27 protein-coding genes are annotated in these 25494 nt (G+C 52.5%); 11 read left to right on the top strand and 16 right to left on the bottom strand.

Annotated elements, in window-relative coordinates:
• The first annotated feature begins 296 nt into the window (after positions 1-296).
• From ACLJRS_RS11705 to ACLJRS_RS11690, 4 genes are read left to right on the top strand one after another with little or no spacing between them, the layout of a single operon-like run.
• Complete coding sequence (locus ACLJRS_RS11705; RefSeq protein ID WP_000377443.1) at positions 297-857, top strand: molecular chaperone; 561 nt, start codon at positions 297-299, stop codon at positions 855-857.
• Complete coding sequence (locus tag ACLJRS_RS11700; RefSeq protein ID WP_000064311.1) at positions 850-3129, top strand: molybdopterin-dependent oxidoreductase; 2280 nt, start codon at positions 850-852, stop codon at positions 3127-3129. Before ACLJRS_RS11705 ends, ACLJRS_RS11700 begins: the two co-directional genes overlap by 8 nt.
• Positions 3126-3683 carry a 4Fe-4S dicluster domain-containing protein gene (locus tag ACLJRS_RS11695; protein ID WP_001250381.1) on the top strand — a complete coding sequence of 186 codons (558 nt, stop codon included), beginning with the start codon at positions 3126-3128 and terminating at the stop codon, positions 3681-3683. Before ACLJRS_RS11700 ends, ACLJRS_RS11695 begins: the two co-directional genes overlap by 4 nt.
• Positions 3683-4450 (top strand): dimethyl sulfoxide reductase anchor subunit family protein, encoded by a 768-nt coding sequence (locus ACLJRS_RS11690; protein WP_000417096.1) that lies wholly within the window; start codon positions 3683-3685, stop codon positions 4448-4450. The genes ACLJRS_RS11695 and ACLJRS_RS11690 overlap by 1 nt, the downstream gene beginning before the upstream one ends.
• Positions 4451-4517: 67 nt before the next feature.
• Here the strand turns inward: ACLJRS_RS11690 and uspG are convergent, their stop codons facing one another.
• Positions 4518-4946: a universal stress protein UspG gene (uspG, locus tag ACLJRS_RS11685; RefSeq protein ID WP_000278499.1), complete on the bottom strand. Its 429-nt coding sequence runs from the start codon at positions 4944-4946 to the stop codon at positions 4518-4520.
• 222 nt (positions 4947-5168) lie between these two features.
• Here uspG and ACLJRS_RS11680 point away from each other — a divergent pair, with 222 nt between their 5' ends.
• Positions 5169-6407 (top strand): zinc-dependent alcohol dehydrogenase, encoded by a 1239-nt coding sequence (locus tag ACLJRS_RS11680; protein ID WP_000646110.1) that lies wholly within the window; start codon positions 5169-5171, stop codon positions 6405-6407.
• A gap of 82 nt (positions 6408-6489) precedes the next feature.
• On the opposite strand, the gene rnk is transcribed toward ACLJRS_RS11680, so the two are convergent.
• From rnk to citC, 9 genes are all read right to left on the bottom strand, one after another.
• Positions 6490-6900, bottom strand: a complete 411-nt coding sequence (gene rnk, locus ACLJRS_RS11675) for a nucleoside diphosphate kinase regulator (protein WP_000089751.1) — start codon at positions 6898-6900, stop codon at positions 6490-6492.
• A 234-nt stretch (positions 6901-7134) separates the two neighbouring features.
• A complete protein-coding gene (gene rna / locus ACLJRS_RS11670) occupies positions 7135-7941 on the bottom strand; it encodes a ribonuclease I (RefSeq protein ID WP_001092576.1) in 807 nt (268 codons plus the stop codon).
• A gap of 109 nt (positions 7942-8050) precedes the next feature.
• Complete coding sequence (citT, locus tag ACLJRS_RS11665; protein WP_000059029.1) at positions 8051-9514, bottom strand: citrate/succinate antiporter CitT; 1464 nt, start codon at positions 9512-9514, stop codon at positions 8051-8053.
• Positions 9515-9551: 37 nt separating this feature from the next.
• Entirely contained in the window at positions 9552-10448 is an 897-nt protein-coding gene (citG, locus tag ACLJRS_RS11660; protein WP_000982657.1) for a triphosphoribosyl-dephospho-CoA synthase CitG, read from the bottom strand.
• Positions 10420-10971, bottom strand: coding sequence for a citrate lyase holo-[acyl-carrier protein] synthase (gene citX, locus ACLJRS_RS11655; protein WP_001236068.1), 552 nt, complete (start codon positions 10969-10971; stop codon positions 10420-10422). Before citX ends, citG begins: the two co-directional genes overlap by 29 nt.
• A 3-nt stretch (positions 10972-10974) precedes the next feature.
• A complete protein-coding gene (gene citF / locus ACLJRS_RS11650; RefSeq protein ID WP_000192334.1) occupies positions 10975-12504 on the bottom strand; it encodes a citrate lyase subunit alpha in 1530 nt (509 codons plus the stop codon).
• Positions 12505-12513: 9 nt separating this feature from the next.
• Positions 12514-13422 (bottom strand): aldolase/citrate lyase family protein, encoded by a 909-nt coding sequence (locus ACLJRS_RS11645; RefSeq protein ID WP_000622346.1) that lies wholly within the window; start codon positions 13420-13422, stop codon positions 12514-12516.
• A complete protein-coding gene (citD, locus tag ACLJRS_RS11640) occupies positions 13419-13715 on the bottom strand; it encodes a citrate lyase acyl carrier protein (protein ID WP_000700679.1) in 297 nt (98 codons plus the stop codon). The genes ACLJRS_RS11645 and citD overlap by 4 nt, the downstream gene beginning before the upstream one ends.
• A complete protein-coding gene (gene citC / locus ACLJRS_RS11635; protein ID WP_000467874.1) occupies positions 13712-14788 on the bottom strand; it encodes a [citrate (pro-3S)-lyase] ligase in 1077 nt (358 codons plus the stop codon). Before citC ends, citD begins: the two co-directional genes overlap by 4 nt.
• A gap of 384 nt (positions 14789-15172) precedes the next feature.
• On the opposite strand from citC, the gene dpiB reads away from it, so the two are divergent.
• Positions 15173-16834, top strand: coding sequence for a sensor histidine kinase DpiB (gene dpiB, locus ACLJRS_RS11630; protein WP_001277837.1), 1662 nt, complete (start codon positions 15173-15175; stop codon positions 16832-16834).
• Positions 16803-17483, top strand: coding sequence for a two-component response regulator DpiA (gene dpiA / locus ACLJRS_RS11625; RefSeq protein ID WP_000138779.1), 681 nt, complete (start codon positions 16803-16805; stop codon positions 17481-17483). The genes dpiB and dpiA overlap by 32 nt, the downstream gene beginning before the upstream one ends.
• Positions 17484-17536: 53 nt before the next feature.
• On the opposite strand, the gene dcuC is transcribed toward dpiA, so the two are convergent.
• Complete coding sequence (gene dcuC / locus ACLJRS_RS11620; protein ID WP_000958619.1) at positions 17537-18922, bottom strand: anaerobic C4-dicarboxylate transporter DcuC; 1386 nt, start codon at positions 18920-18922, stop codon at positions 17537-17539.
• Positions 18923-19300: 378 nt separating this feature from the next.
• On the opposite strand from dcuC, the gene pagP reads away from it, so the two are divergent.
• Positions 19301-19873: a lipid IV(A) palmitoyltransferase PagP gene (gene pagP, locus ACLJRS_RS11615; protein ID WP_001623090.1), complete on the top strand. Its 573-nt coding sequence runs from the start codon at positions 19301-19303 to the stop codon at positions 19871-19873.
• A 187-nt stretch (positions 19874-20060) separates the two neighbouring features.
• Positions 20061-20270 carry a transcription antiterminator/RNA stability regulator CspE gene (cspE, locus tag ACLJRS_RS11610; protein WP_000034826.1) on the top strand — a complete coding sequence of 70 codons (210 nt, stop codon included), beginning with the start codon at positions 20061-20063 and terminating at the stop codon, positions 20268-20270.
• A 57-nt stretch (positions 20271-20327) separates the two neighbouring features.
• On the opposite strand, the gene crcB is transcribed toward cspE, so the two are convergent.
• A complete protein-coding gene (gene crcB, locus ACLJRS_RS11605; RefSeq protein ID WP_000939753.1) occupies positions 20328-20711 on the bottom strand; it encodes a fluoride efflux transporter CrcB in 384 nt (127 codons plus the stop codon).
• Between the two features lie 90 nt (positions 20712-20801).
• On the opposite strand from crcB, the gene ACLJRS_RS11600 reads away from it, so the two are divergent.
• Positions 20802-21590, top strand: coding sequence for a deaminated glutathione amidase (locus ACLJRS_RS11600; RefSeq protein WP_000495791.1), 789 nt, complete (start codon positions 20802-20804; stop codon positions 21588-21590).
• A gap of 128 nt (positions 21591-21718) precedes the next feature.
• A complete protein-coding gene (gene tatE, locus ACLJRS_RS11595; RefSeq protein ID WP_000503938.1) occupies positions 21719-21922 on the top strand; it encodes a twin-arginine translocase subunit TatE in 204 nt (67 codons plus the stop codon).
• 86 nt (positions 21923-22008) lie between these two features.
• On the opposite strand, the gene lipA is transcribed toward tatE, so the two are convergent.
• From lipA to ybeD, 4 genes are all read right to left on the bottom strand, one after another.
• On the bottom strand, positions 22009-22974 hold the full coding sequence (lipA, locus tag ACLJRS_RS11590; RefSeq protein WP_000042640.1) for a lipoyl synthase: 966 nt from the start codon (positions 22972-22974) through the stop codon (positions 22009-22011).
• A 205-nt stretch (positions 22975-23179) separates the two neighbouring features.
• Positions 23180-24133 (bottom strand): YbeF family transcriptional regulator, encoded by a 954-nt coding sequence (locus ACLJRS_RS11585; RefSeq protein WP_001282819.1) that lies wholly within the window; start codon positions 24131-24133, stop codon positions 23180-23182.
• A gap of 301 nt (positions 24134-24434) precedes the next feature.
• Positions 24435-25076 (bottom strand): lipoyl(octanoyl) transferase LipB, encoded by a 642-nt coding sequence (gene lipB / locus ACLJRS_RS11580; RefSeq protein WP_000284009.1) that lies wholly within the window; start codon positions 25074-25076, stop codon positions 24435-24437.
• 99 nt (positions 25077-25175) lie between these two features.
• Positions 25176-25439 (bottom strand): DUF493 family protein YbeD, encoded by a 264-nt coding sequence (ybeD, locus tag ACLJRS_RS11575; RefSeq protein ID WP_000850547.1) that lies wholly within the window; start codon positions 25437-25439, stop codon positions 25176-25178.
• Positions 25440-25494: the final 55 nt, after the last annotated feature.

Below are 25494 nucleotides of genomic sequence, written 5' to 3'. Positions count from 1 at the left end.
CCATCGTAAATGGCCCGATAGTGTAAGCTATTCGGGCCTGCGGTGTTTATGCCTGGGGAACGCCACCGGGTAAAACACCTTCTTCATTATCAATACTCTGAAACCGTCTGTTAATAACAGACGGTTTTTTATTTCAACGGTCTTCTGTTTTTAAACTTTGAAACAATAAAAAAGCCTTCTACGGATTTAACTGGAATTTTTCTGTTTTTTTATCAAAGAAAGATTAAGCGCTTCCGTTAACATGCCCATTCTTTTTTCTTGATTTATATTGCATTTGTATGTGAGGTTATTTATTCATGGATTCAATCTATGAATCACTGACGGAATTAGAAAAAACAGGGCTTACATTGCGTGATTTTTTTAATTCTCATGATAGTCGTTCACTGAAATCTGCCTACGTGAGATTAAATCCCACTGCTGCGGTAAACCTTACCGATCGGGCGTGGCTGGAGGCGGAGTATGACTTTAATGCGCTATTCGTCGGTCCTGGCAAGCTGCTGGCTGCGCCTTTCGCTTCAGTGTATCTGGAAGAGGATGCGCTGGTGATGGGAAAGGCGACGCTGGAGATACGGGAGTTTATGGCAGCGTTGGGATTATCGGTTAATCAGGAGAGCAATATTCCTGACGATCATATTTCCTGCGTGCTGGAATTGACCACACTATTACTGGCTAATACCCGGCAAACGTCACCATACCGCTCTACTCTCACTCAATATATCAATAACTATTTAACAAAGTGGGTGCCATTATATATCGAAAAAATAAAAACTCATGCACAAACGACCACGTTATATACGGTGGCGGACATCTTATTTTATTGGTTTGATGAATTAAAACGAGAGTATCAATATGAGTAATGAGACAGGACATCTGAACAGACGTTCTTTTTTAAAGGGGATAGTGGCACTGGGCGCCGTTGCGGCTTTACCCGGAGGATTACTGACCTCCCGATGCGCGCTTGCGCAGCCGCCTGTTCCCTTTAACCCTAAAACGTACAAAATTTATCGTAACGCGTGTCCGCGTAACTGCTATGACACCTGTAGCCTCAAGACATGGGTAAAGGACGGGGTCATTACTTTCGTGGAAGGCGCGCCGGAATCAACATTTACTCACGGTACCCCTTGCGTCAAAGGGTTAAGCTATCCGCGCCGGGTTTATAGCCCCGATCGTATTAAATATCCCATGGCGCAGGACGTTCGCGGTAGCGGCAACTGGCGTCGCATCTCATGGGAAGAGGCGATGCAGCGCATTGCCGCCAAAATGCTGGAGATTAAGAAAAAAGACGGTTCTATGCTCGGTCTGGCGCTGACCAAATATTCCGGTAAGTTTGGCGTGCTGAACTATGCCGTTGAAGGGATGATGTCCTCGCTTGGCTACACCACCCGTTTTGCCGGTACGCCGTGCTGGCCTGCCGGTATCGACGCGCAAAACTACGACATGGGCGACATGTGGTGTAACGACCCGGAAGATATGGTGAAAGCGAAATACATCATTATCTGGGGCGCCAACCCGGCCTGGTGCTCAATGCACAGCATGAAGTACATCTATCAGGCGCGCGAGAAAGGGGCGAAGGTCGTGGTTATCGACCCGCTGCTGTCGCAGACTGCTGCCAAAGCCGATCTCTACCTGCGCGTACGGCCTGGCTCAGACGGTGCGCTGGCGCTGGGAATGGCGCGTCATCTGGTGGATAAAGGCCTGGTGGATCAGGATTTTGTTAACAACGATGCTCATGGCTATCCGGAATTTGAAGCCTATCTGCGTAACCATGTAACCGTGGAGTGGGCGGCAGAAATCTGCGGCCTGTCTGCGGATGTCATTCGCCAGCTGGCGGAAGAGTTTACGGCGGTTAAGCCGGCCACGGTCTGGATTGGTTACGGGATGCAGCGTCATGTCAACGGCGGCGCCAACGTTCGCGCTATCGACGCCTTTGTCGCTATGACCGGCAACATCGGTGTCGAAGGCGGCGGCGCGCGTTATGGCCATCTGCATACCTGGGGCTTTAATTATAACGCCATGCTGCAGAAGCCGCCGGTGGGCGCTATTGGCATACCGGGAGCGGCGGGCACCACCAGTGAATTCGGGGCTGCCGCTGGCAGCGACGCCGTGCAGTACTCCGATCGCTCTCTGAATATCAACCAGACGGCGCAGGGGATTCTGGAGGCCAACGATCCGCCGGTTCGTATGCTGTGGGTCGCCTGTAAAAACCCGTTTGCCCAGGATTTCGATCGCAGCAAGATGAAAAAAGCGTTTGAAAAACTGGAAATGGTGGTCTGCGCCGATCAGTTCTTCAACGAAACGGTGCAACACGCTGATATCGTGCTGCCCGTTACCACCGCGTTTGAAGAGTGGAACGTGGATGCTTCTTACTGGCACTACTGGCTTTCCATTAATCAGCCGGCGATTAAGCCGATGTATGAAGCAAAATGCGACCTTGAAATCGCTACCATGCTGTCGCGCACCATTAATAAGATGGCGCCGGGTTCCTGTACCTTCCCGCAAGAGTTCGATCACAAGCGCTGGCTGGATCAGGAGTTCAACGACGGTATGGCGAAAATGTTTGGCATCTCTTCCTGGGACGATCTGCTGGACGGGCCGAAAAAAGCGATCCTGCCAAGTTCTGCCGCCTGGTACGATCGCAAGTTCAAAACGCCGTCAGGCAAGTATGAATTTAAATCTGAACTGGCGGAGAAAAACGGCCACACCGCGCTGCCGGAATACAAACCGGAAGCCGAGAGCAAACTGCCGTTCCATCTGTTTACGCCGCACGTGCAGTTTGGCCTGCACTCGCAGTTTATCAACCTGGACTGGATGCAGGTGTTCTACCCGGAACCGTTCGTTTATATCCATCCTTCTTCCGCGAAGAAAAAGGGCATCAGTGAGAACGATCTGGTCAAAGTTTTCAATGGCACCGGTGAAGTTGAGCTGCGGGCAAAAGTCACCACCAACGTGCCGGAAGATTTTCTGGTGATGTATGAAGCGTGGTTCCCGAAACGGCAGTACAACGTGCAAAACGTCGTGGCCGATACGCCTGCTGATATGGGGCTGATGAAAACTGGCGCGCCGGGCGCCGCTATCCACAGTCAGTTTGCTGACGTTGTATTGATCGGTAAAGGGGAATCCGTAGCATGAGACGTGCGTTTTTAGTGAATAGCGATAAGTGCATCGGCTGCCGCGGCTGTGCTATGGCGTGTAAAAGCTTTAACCAACTGGAGCCGGATCGCTTCTGGCGCTACGTTTATCCGTTGGATAAAGACATCTATCCACATGAAGAGCGGGCGTTTTACTCGCTGGCCTGTAACCACTGCGAACATCCGGCCTGCGTCGCCGCCTGTCCGGTCGAAGCCTATACCAAACGTGAAGATGGCGTGGTGGTGCATAACCCTGAGCGCTGCATCGGCTGTAAAAACTGTATTCGTAACTGTCCTTATGGCGCGCCGCGTTTTAATGAAGAGACGCGTAAAGCGGAAAAATGCAGTATGTGCTACGAGCGTCTTGATATCGGTATGAATCCGGCGTGCGTAAACGCCTGTCCGGTGGGCGCCTTGTCGATTATCGATTTGGATGCCGATCCTGTGCCCGATAATGCGGTGCAGTATCCGCCAGGGTTCCCGCATATGCCACAGCTTAATCCAGGAACGCGCTTTATTCTGGCGCGCCAGCCTAAGCAGCCGGAGGACAAGTAATGGAAAAATATGAACTGCCGCTGGTGTTTTTTACGGTATTAAGCCAGATGTCTGTCGGGATGGCTTTGGTACTGACATGGCGTACGCTGCGTGGTGAAGTGGAAGGCCAGCGTTTCTATTGGTTGGCCACCGGGCTGGTGCTGGCACTGGCGTCTATTGCCGCGATTCTGCATCTGGCGCATCCCGATCGCGCTTATGATGCGCTGATTAACCTGCGACATGCCTGGTTAAGTCGGGAAATCCTGGGCGCCACGTTGTTTGGCGCAGCGGTCGGCGTAACGTTCCTGGCAAAGGGACATAAAGCGATGGCTCTTATCGCCTCCGTGTTCGGCGTGTTACTGGTGGCGGTGCAGGGGATGACCTACGCCGCGCCAGCGATGGTGGCTATCGCTAATGGGTTTACCATGCTGTTATTTTTTATTACGGTATGGGTCATGGGTTGCGCGGCGATTCCGCTGTTAAAACTCAGGCCTGCCGTTCCTGCGTTACGCCAGGGGATTGTGGTGTGTATCGCGGTACTTATCGCGGCGCCGCTGGTGTGGTTAAGCGGGGGAACGGTAATGCAGATGACGGCGCGTTCATGGTTGGCTTCACCGTTTTATCTGGCAAGCCTGGTCTGCCTTGCGCTCGCTTTTGTCGCCAGCCGTCACGGTGATTCGCGCCCGAAACTCCTGTTCGTCTTGTTATTCGTCGGCGTATTTCTGAGTCGGCTGGTCTTTTTTGGCGACACGGTGAGTACTATTGTGAATATCGGGCATTTGTACTAACGATGATGCAGTAAAAAGCCCTGCCAGGCGTGACCTGGCAGGGCGTGTCAGTTTTTAGCCGCCAGAGTTAACGCACAACCAATACCGGCAGCGTTGCATGGCGCACCACGCTTGAGGCGTTAGACCCCAACAGGTGTGTCGTGATGGACGGATTACGCGAACCGATTACCACGACATCCGCATCCAGTTCTTCGCCCATCTCATTGACGACATCGCGCACGCTACCAAAGCGAACATGCGTTTTAATTCGTGAAGGATCGATACTGAAGTGTCCCACCATCGTTTGCAGACGCGTTTCCGCCTCATGCTGTAAATGTTCTTCAAAGCGACGCACGTCGGCGGCAAAGCGGTGCAGACTCATGCTCGCGGACCCAGGCAGTACATGCAACAGATGAATGACGCCATCCTGTTGCGCCAGAAACTCAGCGTGGCGAATGGCTTTATCGCTAAGTTCCATTTCAAAAACATCAACCGGCATAATGATTGTCTTATACATACCCGTTACTCCCTGTTAATCAATACTGAATTTATTCAAGCATATAATAATGTTTCTTTCTGCTATTTGTCTGGCAATTTTAAATATTACGGCAACCTGATGTTAAAAAAGTCGTGTATTTTCCAGGAAAAATCCTAAAGCCGCCTGTTTTGCCGGCAGTCTCTCCGGGATAGCTACCCTTTTATAGTCGAACGTGACATTCACCGTTACCCCGGAGGCTGCATGAAAGCATTGACGTATCACGGTCCACATCACGTAAAGGTTGAAAACGTACCCGATCCCGGCATTGAGCAGCCTGACGATATCATTTTGCGTGTTACCGCCACCGCGATTTGCGGATCTGATTTGCATCTTTATCGCGGCAAGATCCCACAGGTAAAACATGGCGATATTTTCGGCCATGAATTTATGGGCGAAGTGGTGGAAACCGGACATGATGTAAAGAATATTCAGAAAGGGGACCGGGTCGTTATCCCGTTTGTCATTGCCTGTGGTGACTGCTTTTTCTGTCGGCTACAGCAATATTCAGCGTGTGAAAACACTAACGACGGACACGGCGCGGCGATGAATAAAAAACAGATCCCGCCACCGGCGGCGCTGTTTGGGTATAGCCATCTGTATGGCGGCGTTCCCGGCGGACAGGCCGAATATGTTCGCGTGCCAAAAGGTAATGTCGGTCCATTTAAGGTGCCGCCGCTGTTATCTGACGATAAGGCGCTGTTTCTTTCTGATATTTTGCCTACCGCCTGGCAGGCGGCAAAAAATGCCCAGATTCAGCAAGGTTCCAGCGTGGCGGTTTTTGGCGCAGGGCCGGTAGGATTACTGACTATCGCCTGTGCGCGACTGCTGGGCGCGGAGCAGATCTTCGTCGTTGATCACCACGCCTGGCGCCTGCGTTTCGCCGAAGAACGTTACGGCGCGATACCGATCAACTTCGATGATGAGAACGATCCGGCGGAAAAAATCATCGAGCAGACGGCAGGACACCGCGGCGTGGACGCGGTAATTGATGCCGTAGGCTTTGAAGCGAAAGGCAGCATGACGGAGACGGTGCTGACGAACCTTAAACTGGAAGGCAGCAGCGGCAAAGCGCTGCGACAATGTATCGCGGCGGTCAGACGCGGCGGCGTGGTCAGCGTGCCCGGCGTGTATGCCGGTTTTATTCACGGCTTTTTATTCGGCGACGCCTTTGATAAGGGGCTAACTTTTAAAATGGGTCAAACCCATGTTCACGCGTGGCTGGGGGAATTATTACCGCTTATTGAAAAAGGGTTGCTGAAGCCGGAGGAGATTGTCACGCACTATATGCCGTTTGAAGAGGCGGCGCGCGGCTACGAAATTTTCGAAAAACGCGAAGAAGAGTGCCGGAAGGTTATCCTGGTGCCGGGAGCGACGTCGGCACAAGCGGCGCAGAAACAGGCGACGGGAGTAGTCAACCCGATGCCAGGCGGCGTTGTCTGAAGCAGGCAGCAATGAAAGGGCTAACGGAAAGAGGATGCGCAGGCATCCTCTGTGTAAACGCATTAACGCTTATGCAGATGGTTTAACGCAGGAAGTCGCCCGCGGCTTCAGGCTGATATTCGAGTTCCAGCACTTCGAGATGGGTGGAGGCGCCGCCCGGCAGTTCCCAGTGAATGGTGTCGCCGACGCGCAGTCCCAGCAACGCCGCGCCGACGGGCGCCATTACCGAAAGCTGGGTACTGCTATCCGTCATATTGACGGGGTACACCAGTGTCCGCACGCGTGTTTCACCATCGCTCAAATTGCGGAATTTAACGCGGCTGTTCATGGTGACGACATCGTTCGGCATCTCTTGTGGCGAACACATTTGCGCGCGATCCAGTTCGGCGTTGAGCGCGTCGGCAATCGGCAGATCCGCATACGCAGGCTGTTCCAGAAGACGATCAATACGTTCGGCGTCAAGGTCGTTAATGATAATAGTGGGTCTGGACATTTCTTACTCCATGTCATCGATACTGCGAGTAGTGCAGGTAAATGGTCCCAAAAGAAAACCCTCACCGTCTGGCGGCGAGGGTTTAACTCTCATGATGATACTGAGACTTACCCCGTCTTTGAAGTGATTTAGTTCACATTCGGGTAAATCCTCAAACGTCATAGCCCTGAGTGAATTTTAGTCTACATTCGGGCGTGTTCTCAAATGTGGCTACGGTTTTAAACCTCTGCTTCGTCAATAACCGGCTTTATCGATAATAAACTGTTTCCCGCAGTTGCCGGGATGCGGCTGTGGCAGGAATGAGGCAGAGGAGAGCGGGGCGTTAATCATCGACGCCTTTAATGAAAACTGAATCTCTGTTAAATAGGCGGGATTGCCATGGCAGTTTACTTTAACGGCTTTGACATTATCCTGGCCCCACGTTTGTGCGACGACGCTATCAAACTCAGCGCGGCTAACGGTCTTGCCGTAATTATCCGCCAGAAACTGCCCCAGCGCGCTGTCTTTTATCGCCTTATCCAGCCGTATCATGGTGCCGAAATAGGCATTGGGATCAAACCCGAAACAGGCGCCATGTTTGGCATATTCGTAGCGCTCCAGACAGGAATTCCCCCCCGCGCCGGGCATCACTTCCTTAAGCGCTGTCGCGATGTCAGGCGAAAGTCCGGGGGTGGGGGCTGAGCATTTCCGGCTGGCCTTGACTTCAGGCAGATTCGGGATTGGCCGCGTCGCACAACCAAAGCGCTGCCAGCGTCTCTGGTCAACACCGCGTGCGGCGATAGATTTGGGTAATCCTGGCCACAGGCCGTGGACGGTCAGAAAGTCTGCTTTGTTGGCTGGCTCTTTTTGCAGACGGCACTCATCGGGCTCCCGATGGCGGCGTTCATGCTGGCTTTGACAAAAACCGGTTTGCCAGGAAAGCGCCAGCACATAGTCAGTGAAATCACCGTACTGTTGCGCCTGAAGTTCGTCGGCGTTGGCGGCAAAAATCGGGGTTAAGAGGGCAGCCAGCAGCGGACTGTAATGCCATATTGTGTTCATGATGAATTCGATAATTTATACACATTATGAATGTTACCCATTTAATCATAAAAAATGCCGCTCAGGTGAACCTGAACGGCATCATTTTTAACCTGCGTTGGCGTAATGTTTAATTCCACATTGCCAAAATCGGCCAGCCCACCAGCAACAGCATCGCGATATAGATAACGCCAAAGATTGCGCCAAGCCGCCAGTAGTCTCTGGATTTCACGTAACCGCAGCCGTAGATAATCACACCAGGGCCGGTGGCATACGGCGTCAGACAGCCCATGATACCGATAGACAGCACCAGCAGAATACACAGTTGTTCCATCGGAACGCCCGGAATGCCTTTACCCACCGCCAGAATGACCGGCAGCATGGTCGCGGTGTGAGCGGAAAGACTGGCGAACAGATAGTGCGCGAAATAGAACACCAGTACCAGTACAATGACGGTTGCATCCGGCGAGAAACCTTCCAGATGCGTACTCATGGTATTGGCGAACCAGTCAATAAAGCCGGAGCGGGTTAAGCCATTGGCCATGACCACCAGAGTAGCGAGGTTCACCAGGGTGTTCCAGGCGCTGTTGTAGCGCGTAATGTCTTTCCACGGCACAACATGCAACGCCAGCATCAGCGAGACGGCCAGCAGACCCACGGCAGTGGCGTTGATGATTTTTCCACCAAAAACCCACAATCCTAAGCTAAGCAGCACCAGGCCAATCAGCGTCCACTCTTTGCGGGACAGACGCCCCATGTTTTTTAACTCGCCGCCAGCCCAGGCCGCGACTTCCGCACTGTGGGTCACTTCAGGTTTATAAAGTACATAGGAGAGCCACGGCGCAACGATCAGTAAAATAATCCCTACCGGCAGAAAGCTGAGAAACCACTGCAGCCAGCTAATCTGGACGCCGGCGATCTTGCTGACGAACTCCAGACCTAACACGTTTGGCGCCGCGCCAGTGACAAACATCGAAGAGCTCAGGCTGGTACTGATCACCATCATCCACATCAAATAACCGCCGATGCGGCGTGCGGAAGGATCGTTTGGAAACGATTTAAACAGCGGCGGCAGGTTCTTGATGACCGGGAAGACAGTCCCGCCGGTACGAGCTGTATTGGAGGGAGTAAACGGCGCCAGCAAAATATCGATAATGACAATCGCATAGCCGAGCGTCAGCGTGCGTTTACCCATGAATTTTACCAGAAACAGCGCAATGCGGCGCCCCAGCCCGGTCACTTCGTAGCCCAGCGCGAAAATAAACGCGCCGAAAACCAGCCAGACCGTGGTGCTGGAGAAACCGGCAAGCCCCCATTTCAGCGCCTGTTTACTGGCTTTAAACGCCGGATCGGCCAGTTCTGAAGCGTCAAATAGCAGGTAATTGCTGCCGATAACGCAAATGGTTACGGCGATAAAACTGATCGCTGTCGCCGGGATCGGCTCCAGGATCATACCGACAATCATCGCGACGAAAACCGCAAAATAGTGCCAGGCCTGCGGCGGCATACCATCTGGAACAGGAATTAGCAACATGACGCCCATCACCACTAATGGGGCCAACAACTTCCATATATTATCTTTGGATAAAGACATAAATGACTCTCCGGAAAGGATATTTTCTATAATTGTGTTAATGATTAACTTGCGAAATTTGCGCTAAAAACCAGGTCACGATCAGCAGATCGGCGCTACCGCCTGGGCTGAGATTGCGTTCAATGCATTGCTGATCGAACCGGTGGAGATAAACGAGATCGTCAGGCGTCCGTATGCCGCCCTGCTGTAATAAGACCGCCGCCTGCTGCTGTAACCAGCGCAGACCGTCCGCCCCGCCGCGCGACGCGACGTTGGTATCGCCGTTAAGCGACATCAGCAGCAGTAAGGTATCAAGCAGCGCCAGTTCCGGATCGCGCCCCTGCGCCAGCAATGCGCGGTAGTGCGGTAACGCGTGGCGGATGACCAGCGGATAGCCCGCTTCCGCTTCGCCGCGCGCGCCGGTTAATCCCAGTTGCTGATACAGCCGCTGACCTGCGGTGAGCTGTAGGTTGTTCTGGCGCAGTTCGCGCGTGGTCAGGCCGCGGCAAAAATCGGCGGCGGTAGCGCAGAGTGTTTCTGCAGCGATCGGCTGGCGTAGCTGATACAGGCGGCCAATGGCGGCGCACAGTAACCCCAGCGAGAAAATGCTGCCTTTATGGGTATTGACGCCCGCCGTTGCGCGAAACATCGCTGCTTCACAGGCCATCCCCAATGGACGCAGGCCCGCCAGAACTGACTCTGGCGGCAGGCGCGTGCAGCTGGCGCCATATTCCATAAAGCGCGGCAGCCAGTGTCGAATCGCCTCCGCGCTGCGGTGAAAATCCGCCAGCGCCATATCTTTGTGCGCGCCGCAGTTTAGTCGGTCTACCAGACCGGGTTTTGGCGATAAATTTACCTCGGTCAGCATGGCGCGCCAGGCCAAATCGGCCCAGGCGTCATACAGCGACTGAGGCTGAATGGAGGCGTTAGTCGGGTTGGCAGGAATCGGCATCATGCAGCAGCGCCTCCATATGAATCAGTAAATCAGTCAGCGCGTGGGTTTTACCCCGCGCGCATTCAGCCGCGCCTTGCCCGCACAGCAGACAGCGGCGAGCGGGAAGCGCGAAATGGCGGCGGGAGAGTATTTCGCCTTCCGCCGTCAGGACATCGATATCCCACAGGCGCCCCAGTGGATAACGCTGTTCAAGTGCGATGGTCGCCTGTTTGAGCGCCTGAGCGGGCGCGTCAATCGCCAGCAGCCCTTCCGGCCCGCTGGCGGAAACCAGTGCAGCCTGCTCCCGGATCGTCCAGCCATACTCTTCTGCCAGCGTGTGCAGGGCAGCCACGCCGTGATTAAAGATCCGGCGGGTTAACGCGCTGTCTTTCATCGGGCCTGGCGCCACCACGGTAAAGGAGACCAGCGGAGTGGCGTGACGCGTTAGCCAGGCGCGCTGTCTTGCTTGTCTCTCATCCCGGCTGGCGAGCAGCTCAGGAATAGAAACATCGTGACAGGTGGCGAGTTCAGGAAACAGGCGCATGGCTTATTCCTTCACCTGATGCACCACATCGATCACTGAACCGTCGCGATAACGCACGACAGCAATCACGCGGTCGGTGAATTCGATAGGGCGGGGCTGACCGGTAAGCAGTTGCGCGCGTTCGCGCAGCCACTCAATCGATACCACTTTCATTCCCGCTGCTTTCAGGCGTTCAGCCAACTCCGGACGCGCCGGATTGACGGCGATACCGTGATCGGTGACCAGAATGTCAACGCTGGAGCCCGGTGTGACGCAGGTGGTGACGTTATCAACCAGCGTTGGGATGCGACCGCGCACCAGCGGCGCGACGATGATGGACAGCGCCGCCGCGACGGCGGTATCGCAGTGACCGCCGGACGCGCCGCGTAGAACGCCGTCGGAGCCGGTCAGCACGTTAACATTGAAGTGGGTGTCTACTTCCAGCGCGCTCAGTACCACCACGTCCAGACGGTCGACGGAAGCGCCTTTAGAGCCCCAGTTGGCGTACTGGTTAGCGCTGATTTCGATATGGTTCGGGTTGCGGGCCAAAGATTGCGCAGCGTTACGATCGAAGCTCTGAACGTCAAGCAGTTTGCGGATTAAGCCCTTTTCATGCAGGTCGACCATGGTGGCGGTGATACCGCCCAGCGCGAAATTAGCCACAATGTTGCGGCTACGCATTTTGTCTTCCAGGAAGCGGGTGACCGCCAGCGATGCGCCGCCGGTGCCGGTTTGCAGGGAGAAACCTTCGTTGAAGTAGCCGGAGTGAGCAATGACTTCCGCCGCGCTGCGGGCGATCAGCAGTTCACGCGGATTAGTGGTCATGCGGGTCGCGCCAGCGCCGATTTTGTTTGCATCACCGACTTCTTCGATTTGCACGATCAGATCAACCTGATCCTGAGCGATGCTTGCCGGGTTATGCGGATACGGCAGCAGTTGCTCCGTCAGCATCACGACCTGCTTCGCGCTGTCGGCATCCACCATCGCGTAGCCCAGTGAACCGCAACAGGCTTTGCCGGTATAACCGTTAGCATTACCGAATTCATCGCAGGAGGGCACGCCAAGAAATGCAACATCAATATTGAGTTCGCCGCTTTGTACCAGATGTACACGACCGCCGTGGGAGTGAATCTGAACCGGCTCAGCCAGCAAGCCGCGAGAAATTTCTTCCGCCAGCGGGCCGCGCAGGCCTGACGTGTAGATGCGGCTGACCACCCCGTTACGAATGTGTTCAACCAGCGGCGCATGGCAGTCGCTCAGCGAACTGGAGGCCAGCGTCAGGTTTTTGAAGCCCATCTTCGCGATGGTTTCCATCACCAGGTTAATCGTCAGATCGCCGCCGCGAAACGCGTGGTGAAAGGAGACCGTCATGCCGTCGCGTAAACCGGAACGGCGGATGGCCTCTTCCAGGCTGGCGCACAGTTTGTGGTCGCGCGGTTTTTGCGCTTGTAGATCCAATTTTGCCGCACTTTGGTAAGCGCTCAGTTCGCTTTCAGCGTGACGGCTCCAGGCTGCTACGCGATCCTGGCGTTGAGATTCATTTTTCTGCGTCATTTTTTTGCCTTATTCTTCGCGAATACCGGAAAGTTCTGCACGGGAGAGCACCAGACGGGCGCGTTCAATCACCGGGCTGTCGACCATCTTGCCGTTAAGGGAAACGACGCCGAGACCTTCGCGGGCGGCGGCTTCTGCGGCTTCAACGACCAGACGCGCATGGGCGACCTCTTTACGCGTTGGCGCATAAAGGTTGTGCAGCAGTTCGATCTGGCGGGGGTTGATCAGTGACTTACCGTCAAAGCCCAACTGTTTAATGTGGGCGGCTTCTTGCAGGAAACCGGCTTCGTTGTTGGCGTCGGAATAGACGGTATCGAAGGCCTGAATGCCGACGGAACGCGCGGCCTGCAAAATGGCGCAGCGGGCGAACAGCAGTTCGGTGCCTTCCGGAGAGCGTTCGGTGCGCAGGTTGCGAACATAGTCTTCCGCGCCCAGCGCAATCCCGATCAACCGTTCAGAGGCGTGGGCGATTTCTACCGCGCGGGTAATACCCAGCGGCGATTCCACGGCGGCTAACAGGCCGGTACTGCCCGGTTCGCGACCGCAGGCGTTTTCAATGCGCAGAATTTCGTTTTCGATATCAATGACGTCCTGCGCGGTGTCGGTTTTCGGTAAACGCACCACGTCCGCGCCGCCGCGCACGACCGCTTCCAGATCGTTGACGCCCCATTCGGAATCCAGCGCATTCACGCGGACAATGGTTTCGACGTCACGGTAAAGCGGGTGTTGCAGCGCGTGATATACCAGACGGCGCGCCGCGTCTTTTTCGCGTAATGCAACGGAGTCTTCCAGGTCGAACATCAGCGCGTCGGCCGGGTAGATAAACGAATTGCTCACCATCGCCGCGTTGGCGCCCGGTACGAATAACATACTGCGGCGGGTGCGGGTTTTACGTTGTTGCAGAGAGGCGGAAATCATTGGCGATCCTCCCAGGGCAGAGCGGCAATACCGCTGGCGCGCGCCAGTAGCGTTTCCAGTCGGGCGCGCAAAATGCAGTCCAGAGCGCCTTTATCATCGACGTTCAGTTGTACGCCGCGCACGTCGTAGCGAGAAAGCACCTCCAGGATGGTGGCGCGAATGGCCTCGCCAAACTGTTTTTCAACGCTACTGTTGATTTGCAGGTCAATATCCTGCGTATCGAGCGGCGCAATGCGTATCATCACATCGCCGGACTCAAGCGTGCCTGCGACGGCTAGCTGGTTTATTTTCATTTTTCACCTGTTGCTAAGACGGGGGACTTTTGACGGGCTGCCGCGCTGCCCGGATGGCGTTCGACCATGCCCTGCAAATAGCGCAGGGTGGCGTCGGGAACCAGCGGCGCGATAGCCGTGAGATCGTGTTTAACCAGCAGCTTGCGTACCCAGGAGGCGGATATCGGCGTCTCCTGGAAGCAAAGCCGCTCTATTTCCACCAGCGTAATGGGTGGGGCGGGAAGCGTTGGCGTCTCCAGCCAGAAACGCATATCAAGGTTGTACTGGGCGGTAACGGTGCAAAACGGTTCCGTACCGACAAAGCGGTGTGTGATGCCAAGCGCGGGCGCCAGATACTGGCGAAAAATCTTCAGGTCGATTTCGGTATAACAGTGATTAATAACGCTCTGCTCTTTAATGAAATAGCAGGGGAACGTTGCCCGAGAGATAATGTATTCGGAGCCGCGGTGAACGGTTAAGCGCGGGATATCGGTGGTCCCTTTAAGGACCAGATCGAGTCGGTCTTCATAGGGAAAGCGTGACGTATCTTCTTTGACCAGGAACAGATGCAGCCAGTCGCACTGTGCCGCCGCCTGTTGGATCAGATAGCGATGGCCGTTCGTGAAAGGATTGGCGTTCATCACAATACAGCCAATTTTCTTTCCCTCATGACGCAATGTCGCCAGCGATTCCGCATACCGTTTCAACCGGGTCGCGCTATTTTCCATTAAGACCATCACGCCAGGGACGCTGGCTATCGTCGAAAAGCTGCACTGTTTAAACAGCGCTTCGTATTCCGTTTTGGTATAAATAAAAAGATGGGTGCAGTGCCGTTCCCAGGCGAGATTAATCAATTCCGTCGCCAGCGTTAACGCTAAGCCTTCGCCGCGTACAGATTCGCTAATGGCCACGCATTTAATGATATTTCCGGCAATACCGCCGCAGGCAATAAGACGGTCATCACGGCTGACGGTAATAAACACTTCTACAGTGGTATCGACGCTTAAATCATTCTCTTTGAGAAAGTGAGCGATCTCCGCCATTTTTTTATTTTCAGAGCGTTTTACCCGAGTGAATACATTATTGCCAAACATAGTAAGAAATATCCTGGTGATATGCTTGTTGCCACTTTTCTGTATATGTTGCGCTGTGTTGCAACTTGATAACTTTTTCTTTTCAGTCAGAGTGGGAGTATTTTTATGACGAGTAATTTATTTTTCTATCTGACGTATACATCGTAAGGAGTATTTTGGTGGTAAATTTTGATTTATTTCACAAAGCGTTAGATGGTTTTTAAGTGTTTTATGGTTTTAAGTTTTTTAATTAATTTAATCGCCATTCCGGCGGTGGGTTTTAGTTGTTTAATTGATTTAATGTGGGGAATCTGTAACGATTGGTTTTTATATGCTTCAAGATGCTCAAAACATTTTTATTACATTTGCGATAAATCTGAAGAGAAATGCCCATAAGGAACCTTAATGTCCTGTCAGAAAAATAAAAAGCTGTTTCCTTTTTTTCGGCAACTCGCGTTTCCGTTACGTATTTTTCTGCTCATTCTGGTAGTTTCTGTTTTCATCGTGGCAGCGTTAGCACAATATTTGTCTGCCAGTTTCGAAGATTATCTGGCGTCCCATGTTCGTGATATGGCGATGAATCAGGCAAAAATTATTGCTTCTAACGACAGCATTATCGCTGCCGTAAAAAACCGGGACTATAAACGCCTGGCGATAATTGCGAATAAACTGCAGCGCGGGACGGATTTTGACTATGTGGTGATAGGCGATCGCCACTCGATCCGGCTTTACCATCCGAATCCGGAAAAAATCGGCTATCCCATGCAGTTTACGAAACCCGGCGCGCTGGAAAGAGGAGAAAGTTATTTCATTACCGGTAAGGGCTCAATAGGGATGGCGATGCGCGCCAAAACGCCTATCTTTGACAACGAAGGCAACGTGATCGGCGTTGTTTCAATTGGCTATCTGGTCAGTAAAATCGACTCCTGGCGGCTGGACTTCTTATTACCGATGGCGGGGGTTTTTGTCCTGTTGCTGGTGGTATTAATGCTGCTTTCCTGGTTTTTCGCCGCGCATATCCGCCGACAAATGCTGGGCATGGAGCCGAAACAGATTGCGCGCGTGGTACGCCAGCAGGAGGCGTTGTTTAGCTCGGTTTATGAAGGGCTGATCGCCGTTGATCCTGAGGGACATATTACCGCGATTAACCGCAGTGCGAGAAAAATGTTGGGGCTGCCGTCGCCGGGGCGTCAGTGGCTGGGCAAGCTGATCGCGGAAGTCGTCAATCCGGCAGACTTTTTTACCTGCCAGATCGCAGAAAGACGCCAGGACGTGATGGCCAACTTCAATGGCCTGAGCGTCATCGCCAATCGTGAGGCTATCCGTTCCGGCGAGGAGCTGCTGGGCGCTATTATTAGTTTTCGCAGCAAAGATGAAATCGCGACGTTGAACGCGCAGCTAACCCAGATTAAACAGTATGTTGAGAGCCTGCGCACGCTACGCCATGAGCACCTGAACTGGATGTCGACTCTGAACGGCCTGCTGCAAATGAAAGAGTATGATCGGGTCAGAGAGATGGTGCAGGGTGAGTCGCAGGCGCAGCAGCAACTTATTGATAGTTTACGCGGCGCCTTCGCCGATCGTCAGGTGGCCGGTTTGCTGTTTGGCAAAGTTCAGCGCGCGCGTGAACTGGGGCTCAAGATGGTGATTGTTCCCGGCAGCCAGCTACATCAACTGCCGGAGGGGCTGGATAGCACGGAGTTCGCCGCCATCGTCGGGAATCTGCTGGATAACGCGTTTGAGGCGAGTTTACGTACGCAGGAAGGCGACAAGACCATCGAACTTTTCCTGAGCGACGAGGGCGACGAGGTGGTAATAGAGGTCGCCGACCAGGGCTGCGGCGTTCCTGAAGCGCTGCGGGAAAAGATTTTTGAACAGGGCGTAAGTACCCGCACCGACGAACCCGGTGAGCATGGTATCGGGTTATATCTGATTGCAAGTTATGTGGGGCGCTGTGGCGGGGTCATTACGCTGGAAGACAATGATCCTTGTGGCACCTTATTTTCTTTATTCCTTCCGAAAGTGAAAAAAAACGATGACAGAACCATTAACCCTATTGATCGTTGAGGATGAAACGCTGCTGGCGGAGATGCACGCAGAATATATCCGCCATATTCCTGGCTTTAAGCAGATATGGCTGGCGGGCAATCTGGCGCAGGCGAGAATGATGATTGACCGGTTCAAACCTGGATTAATTCTGTTGGATAATTATCTGCCGGATGGGAAGGGGATTACGCTGCTGCATGAATTAATGCAGTCGCGCTATCCCGGCGGCGTTGTGTTTACGACCGCCGCCAGTGACATGGAGACGGTAGCGGAAGCGGTACGTAGCGGCGCGTTTGATTATCTGGTCAAACCTATTGCTTATGAGCGTTTGGGGCAGACGCTGACCCGCTATCAACAGCGCAGACGTATGCTGGCGAGCGCGGATAGCGCAAGCCAGAAGCAGATAGATGAAATGTTCAACGCCTATGCGCGCGGCGAACCGAAAGGGGATTTGCCGACCGGTATTGATGCCTTAACCCTTAATGCGGTGATGAAGCTGTTTGCCGATCCAACCGTACGCCATACGGCTGAAACGGTCGCGCAGGCCTTAACGATAAGCCGCACCACATCCCGACGCTACCTGGAATATTGCGCGAGTCGGCACCTGATTGTCGCAGAGATTATTCATGGCAAAGTGGGCAGGCCGCAGCGTATTTACCACGGCGGCTAAGCCTGGTTTAAGATGCCGGGGCGATGTTTTCCCTCGCCCCGGCTTACCGGCTATCAGCCGCCAGTAACGGCGGAAGAGGCGCCTGGCACCATAATTTCCGTGGCGATAATGACGATCAACAGACCGACGATGACCGGAACGGACGTGCGTTTCACCACTTCAAACGGTGATATTTTAGCCATCCCGGCGACAGCGACCACGACGCCGGAGACTGGCGAAATCGTGCGCCCCAGGTTTGAGGCTTGCAGCATTGGGATAGATAAATAGGCTGGGTTGATGCCGGAGGAGTGCGCCAGTTTAGGGATCATCTCAACAAAGGCGTAAAAAGGCGCATTGCCTGAACCGGTGGTCATCGCGGCCAGCATGGTTAAAATCACTAAGACCAGCATCAGAATAATGCTGGCGGAGCCAAAAGAAGTGGCAATCGAGATCAGACTTTGGATAAAGCCAATGGTGCTCAGCCCCTGGGCGAAAACGCCCGCCGCGACCAGCAGCATCACAACGCCGGCAAACGCATCCGCCATGCCGCGATAAGCCACTTCCAGGCCGGAAAACACATTTTGCGTGTTGAAGCCGCGCACGAATTCCAGCACGGCGGCCAGCAGCATACAGATCACCAGAATGGTAATAATGTGCAACTGCGGCCCCCATTTACCGTCAAAAATCAGTACGCCGATAATGGGCGTGAACGGTAAAAGGGCATAAAACGCCGGGGCTGTGGTGGTAATCTCCGCCACGTCCAGCATCTCATGTGAAATGTTCTCTTTTTTATCCAGATAGCGTTGCCAGAAAAAGTGCGCAATCGCCATACCGATAATGGCGGCGATGGAAATCGGCAGCGTGGTTTTGAACGCAAAATCGATTAACGGCATCTCCGCCGCTTTTGCGGCTAAAACCACATCGCCAGACGTTGGCGAGAGGATGATGGCGGCCGGAGAGGCGCAAATAGCCGCCGCCGCGCCGCGGCTAATGCCGACGTTGACCATCACCGGGAAGAGAGTAGCCATGAGCAGTACGCCAAGCCCCGTCGCGGAAGAGACGGCCAGCGACATCAGGCAGGCGACAAAATAGGCAGCAATCATCAACAGGTAGGGCGAGTTTATGTACTGTAAAGGTTTCGACGCCAGCTTCACGACCATATCATTCGCGCCGATATGCGTCATATAGGCGGCAAAGCCGCACAGCATCATGATCATCATGCCAAGATCGCCGCCGCGACTCATAAGCAAAATTTTGATGTATTCAACAATATCTGTTGCGGTATAGCCGGTACTGGTTTCGCTGGCAGGTAATACCTTATGCCCCATCAGCGCGCTGATAATAAGCAGAACCAGACCGCCGACAAATAAAACGCCAGTGGCGGAATATCCCTTAATGATGTAGCGCGCTACACCCACAATAACGACGACTCCGATAAGGAGTTCTATAACTGTTAGCATTGTTTCCCCTGTCTTATCGACACCCAGAGTAAAAATAAGAGCCACAAAAGTGGTATAAAAATGTACCGAATAAAGGATGGCGCCTTACTGATTAAAATCACGGCGCGGTTATTTTTTCATGTCATCGCTAAAGATGAAATATGCTTATACGAATTTTCTGTAGCGCTATAAGTATTAATTTATTGTTATTTTATTGTTTTATTTGTTGTGCTTTGTTTTGTGTTTTTTGTGAAAGCTTATTAAGGAGCGCGCGACGGTTCTTAGTGCTAAATCAAACGCCGTTAACCCGATACTCTCTCAGATTATTCTCTGTTTATAGTTTGTTAAGATTTTATTCAGGTTAATGTTGTTATTATCACAGTCGAATTTTTGAACGGTATGGCTGTTGTGATGATTATCAGAAAGTATTTTCTTATTATTGCTCTCCTTGTTATGCCATGGCTGGCTATTCCTTCAGTCTCTGCGGCGGATAAAGGGTGGTTTAACACGTTTACCGATAACGTCGCAGAAACGTGGCGACAGCCTGAGCATTATGATTTGTATGTCCCCGCCATTACCTGGCATGCGCGCTTTGCCTACGATAAAGAGAAAACGGATCGCTATAACGAGCGGCCGTGGGGCGTTGGTTTTGGTCAGTCGCGCTGGGACGACAAAGGCAACTGGCATGGCCTCTATATGATGGCCTTTAAAGATTCATTTAACAAATGGGAACCCATAGGCGGTTATGGCTGGGAAAAAACCTGGCGACCGCTGGAAGACGATAATTTTCGTCTGGGACTGGGCTTTACCGCAGGCGTTACCGCGCGCGACAACTGGAATTATATTCCCATCCCTGTGCTGTTGCCTTTAGCGTCGATAGGCTATGGTCCCGCTACCTTTCAGATGACCTACATTCCGGGTTCGTATAACAACGGAAACGTCTATTTCGCCTGGATGCGTTTCCAGTTTTGACGGGGAAGGGCATTGTTCTGTTGTGAATTAAAAAGCCTTAAAAAACAATAAGTAGATAGGGTTGGCTAAAAATTAACGCGATATTTATCACTTTTTCGCAAAGTTCGACTGGACAAAATGCATCACAATTGTTGTACTGGTATCCGACACAGCATTTGTGTCTATTTTTCATGTAAAGGTAATTTTGATGTCTAAGATTAAAGGTAACGTTAAGTGGTTTAATGAATCCAAAGGATTCGGTTTCATTACTCCGGAAGATGGCAGCAAAGACGTGTTCGTACACTTCTCTGCAATCCAGACCAATGGTTTTAAAACTCTGGCTGAAGGTCAGCGCGTAGAGTTCGAAATCACTAACGGTGCCAAAGGCCCTTCCGCTGCAAACGTAACTGCTCTGTAAGCATACGTCCGACAGCAAGATTTCAAAACCCGCCCTTTCGGCGGGTTTTTTTTGCGCTTAACGCGCCGCTGCGGCGGAAAATAGCCAGAATGCCAGCGCCGTCATGGCAAACGAACCCAACAGGTTAATCAGCACATTCAGCAGCGCCCAGCCAAAGCGCCCCTCTTGCAGCAAGAATACCACTTCAGCAGAAAAAGTAGAAAAGGTCGTCAGGCCGCCGCAAAAGCCGGTCGTGATGAGCACTTTCCACATCGGATCGATATGTGTCATGCGGTTAAACCAGGCGAACCCCATGCCGATAATAAACGCGCCAAGCAAATTTGCTGTTAGCGTACCGATGGGAATCGCCTGATGAAGCGGATTAAAACGCATACTTAGCATCCACCGGGCTACGCTCCCCGTTCCACCGCCGATAAAAACTGCTAAAAGAAGCTGTAACACTGCCGAATCCTTTATTTAGTTGCTATACAGGAGGAGTGTAACGCCGAACACGCATAATTGGCGAGTCCTGACAGAGGTGTGGGAGGGGATATGTTCGTTGCAGCCGGGCAGTTTGTGGTGAGTTCTGTATGGGAAAAGAATGCGCAAGTTTGCGTTTCGTTAATGGCTCAGGCGGCGGGCCGCGGCGTATCGCTTCTGGTGCTGCCTGAGGGGATATTAGCGCGAGATGACATCGACCTTGATCTGCCGATTCGCGCCGCGCAGCCGCTGGATGGCGCGTTTATGACGCGGCTTCTGGAAGAAAGCGCTCATAATAATATGACGACGATATTCACTATCCTTGTCCCGTCAACGCCCGGACGGGCGGTTAATATGCTGGTGGCGCTACGGGCGGGTCACATTGTCGCGCGTTACGCGAAGCTGCATCTCTATGATGCGTTTTCGATGCAAGAATCCCAAAGTATTGATGCCGGAACCGTTATCGCGCCTGTGCTGGACGTGGAGGGGGTTAAGGTGGGGCTTATGACCTGTTATGACCTGCGCTTTCCGGACATGGCGTTAGCGCTGGCTTTACAGGGGGCTGACGTATTGGCGCTGCCGACGGGCTGGGTTCGCGGCCCGTTGAAAGAGCAGCAGTGGTCGACGCTGCTGGCGGCGAGAGCGCTGGATACCACCTGCTATATGATTGCGGCCGGGGAGTGTGGTAATCGTAATATTGGTCAAAGTCGTATTATCGATCCGTTGGGGGTAACGATAGCCGCGGCAGCCGATCGTCCGGCGCTGATCGTCGCGGAAATATTCAGAGAACGAATAGACCAGGTGCGGGAGCAACTTCCTCTTTTGCAGCAACGACGATTTGCGCCACCGCAATTATTATGATGTTTTTTTACGCAAAGCTTGATTCACCTTGTTACAGATTGCTATTGTGTGCGCGCGTCGAAAGACCGTTAATATTCTCAGGTTAATCCGGCGCGTTACGCAGCCTGTTTTTAGTGAAGAAGGTATCTATGGGTGAGATTAGTATTACCAAACTGCTGGTGGTTGCCGCACTGGTTGTTCTGCTGTTTGGTACCAAGAAGTTACGTACGCTGGGCGGAGACCTGGGCACGGCGATTAAAGGATTCAAGAAAGCAATGAACGATGAAGACGCGGGCGTTAAGAAAGACGTCGACGGTAGCGTTCAGGCTGAAAAACTCTCGCACAAAGAGTAATAGCGCAATGCGCTTGCTCCGCAGAGTAAAAAAACCGGCGAGTTGCCGGTTTTTTTTTGCCTGAAATGTAAGCGTCTATTACACGATCATTTCACTTCCATGCCTTTGGCCTGGAGATCAGCATGGTACGAAGAACGTACAAAGGGGCCACAGGCGGCATGGGTAAAGCCCATCGCCAGGGCTTCCGCTTTCATCTCGTCAAACTCTTCCGGGCTGACATAACGCTGTACCGGCAGGTGATGGCGGCTTGGCTGTAGATACTGACCAAGCGTCAGCATGGTAACGCCGTGACGGCGTAAGTCGCGCATAACCTCAATGATTTCCGCATTGGTTTCGCCTAAGCCCACCATCAGACCCGATTTTGTCGGAATTTCCGGGTGCGCTTCTTTGAAGCGTTCCAGTAATTTCAGCGACCAGTTGTAATCGGCGCCCGGACGAACCTGGCGGTAGATACGCGGCACGTTTTCCAGGTTGTGGTTAAACACATCCGGCGGCGTCGCGTTAAGGATATCCAGCGCGCGATCCATACGTCCACGGAAGTCTGGCACCAGCGTCTCTATTTTTATCTCCGGGCTTTTGGCACGGATGGCGGTGATGCAGTCAGCAAAATGCTGGGCGCCGCCGTCACGCAGATCGTCACGGTCGACAGAGGTGATGACCACATAGCGTAGCGCCATGTCGGCGATCGTTTGCGCCAGTTTCTGCGGCTCTTCCGCATCCGGCGCAACGGGGCGGCCATGGGCGACATCACAGAACGGACAGCGGCGAGTGCAAATGGCCCCAAGGATCATAAACGTAGCGGTACCGTGGTTGAAACATTCAGCCAGGTTTGGGCAAGACGCTTCCTCGCAGACAGAATGCAGGCCATTTTTGCGCATTGCGGCTTTGATGCCCTGGATACGGGTAGAATCCGCCGGAAGTTTTATTTTCATCCATTCCGGTTTACGTAGTAGAGCGTCGCGCTCTGTGACCACATTTTTAACCGGGATAAGAGCCATCTTATCGGCATCGCGGTATTTTACACCGCGTTCCATCACAATGGGTTTACTCATAGCGTGCGTGTTCCAGTTGCGAATAACGAAGGAAAGCGTTTCAATTCAAGGGAAAGTTGTATTTATCAACTATTTTTGAATTTGTGACACGCAGTATATCATTGATAAGGGCCATAAAGCAGCCTGACAGCCCGGCAAAATGTAAAATAGTTGTTGTTTTGTGCTGTTTGCCCATATCTTCCGTGACCTGGATGCAACATTTTTGTCAGAACGCCTCACGAATGATCTCAATGACGTTCTCCAGCACCGGATCGCGCAGACTCAGTTTATTGTAATGCAGCGAGAACTCGACCTGTTCACTATTCACCGGCGCGTAGGGAAGGCGCTCAAGCGGCCAGCAGCGGCTAAATAAGTCGTAGAAGCGGGTGGGCATCAGTCCCAGCAGATCGCTGCTGGCGATCAGCGAGGCAATGGTAAAAATATTGTAGCTGCTAAAACTGATTTGCTGATCGGGAAATGTCTCCTGCAGTCGCTGGCGCAGGAGGGAAAGATGTTGTCCCTCCAGCATCAGAAAGGTGTGATCCGCGCTGTTCAGTCTCTCTTCAGTAATGGCGTTCGCCAGACACGGGTGATGCTGGCGGCAGACAATCTCAAGCGTATCGCTAAACAGGACGTGATGCTGGATGCTCCGGTTGTTATAGCTATGGGTATTGATAATGAGATCGGTCTGAAACTGACTAAGCTGGCTTTCGGCATCGTCTACCGGAATGTTGCGCAGCAAAAGCTGAGGATAACGCGGCCTGATGGCCTGGTAAATAATCGGCATCACTAGCGCGCCGACCGAAGGCGTCGTGCCAATTGTAATGGTGCGTTGCTTATCATAGCTGCCCGTAAGATCCAGGGCGCCAAGAATAGATTCCAGCCCCTGGCTGATGTATTCGTGCAGATGCGTAGCATACGTCGTGGGCGTTACGCCCTGGCCTTTGCGAATAAACAGCGGATCGGGAAATATAGTCCGTAATTTTTGAATGGACTGGCTAATGGCTGACGGCGTCAGGTTAAGAATTTTCGCTGCATTGACGATCCCTTTATGGACATATACGGCCTCGAAAATCGTCAACAGATTGAGGTCAATATTTCTCAGTGTTCTGAAAATTTGCGGTTTGTCTTGTAGGTGTTGATCGGCCGGTTGTCTTTCTGCCTGATTATTATCACTCACGCTCTGGCTCCGAATTCATTCGTATTATGAATAATAGATGAAATAGTATATTTTGCATTTATGAGTTGGTTTTAAAATTACTCTTATGAATGTATTTTTAGTCATTTCAATAAGATAAGTAACAGCAAGGCCGGGATTTTGGTCACGGAAAATTCCTCATCATGAGGACTGAAGAGGCCATGCCGCCTGGCGGCTACAGCAGGGATATAACGAAAATATAGAAAGCGGGGGGAGAAGTAAAGCATTCAAATCATATATGATTAATGACCCATAAATTTCTTGGGCCATTATATTTTACGCATTAAGCAGCAATATATTCATACGGTGGATTATTTAGCAGAGCTAAAATATTCGCCAGCAAGCGGGGCGCAATATTATCCGTGGTAGCGTCTTCCTTCCACTGCGTTATTTTGGCCATTTCCATGCCGGCATAACCACACGGGTTGATGCGTAGGAAAGGAGAAAGATCCATGTTAACGTTTAGCGCTAAACCGTGGAATGAGCAGCCGCGACGGATACGTAAACCCAGCGAGCAGATTTTCTTTTCACCCACATAGACGCCCGGCGCATCGGCGCGCGGATGCGCCTCAATACCAATTTCAGCCAGCGTATTCACCACGGTCTGTTCAAGTAGGGTGACTAAATCACGCACGCCCAGTTTACGTCGTTTCAGGTTAAGTAAAACGTACATTACCTGTTGGCCCGGACCATGATAGGTCACCTGTCCTCCACGATCGCTCTGCACAACGGGAATATCGCCAGGCATCAATATATGTTCCGCTTTACCGGCCTGGCCCTGGGTAAACACCGGGTAATGCTCAACCAACCAGATTTCATCATGGCTGTTTTCATCGCGCATATCGGTAAAGTTATGCATGGCCTGAGAGATAGCTTCATAGGGCTGAAGGCCGAGCTGGCGGACAAGGATTTTATCCTGATACAAAACGGCATCTCCGTAGAGAATGAAAAAAGAGAGGAAAGTATATCACAGCGGGGGAGGCGGGGAGTTACCCGGATAAGACCGGGTAACCGTCTGGATGTATTACAATACCATTCGCACGATATCAATATTGCCCAGTTCTTCGTACAGCGTTTCAACCTGTTCAATATGGGTGGCATTAATGGTGATAGAGACCGAGTGGTAGTTGCCTTTGCTGCTCGGTTTTACCGTCGGAGAGTAATCACCAGGCGCATGGCGCTGTACCACTTCAACCACCTGATCAACCAGCTCAGGTAACGCCTGCCCCATTACTTTGTAAGTAAATGGCGTAGGGAATTCAAGCAGTTCGTTAAGTTTGGTTTTCATGTCAGCTCCGGCATTACGTAAAAAAAATAACAACTCCCGCCACAGGGCGGGAGTT

The sequence above is a fragment of the Salmonella sp. SAL00670 genome (genome assembly GCF_046552235.1).
Classification (GTDB): Bacteria; Pseudomonadota; Gammaproteobacteria; order Enterobacterales; family Enterobacteriaceae; genus Salmonella; species Salmonella enterica.
This window is presented reverse-complemented; position numbering and strand designations above follow the sequence as displayed.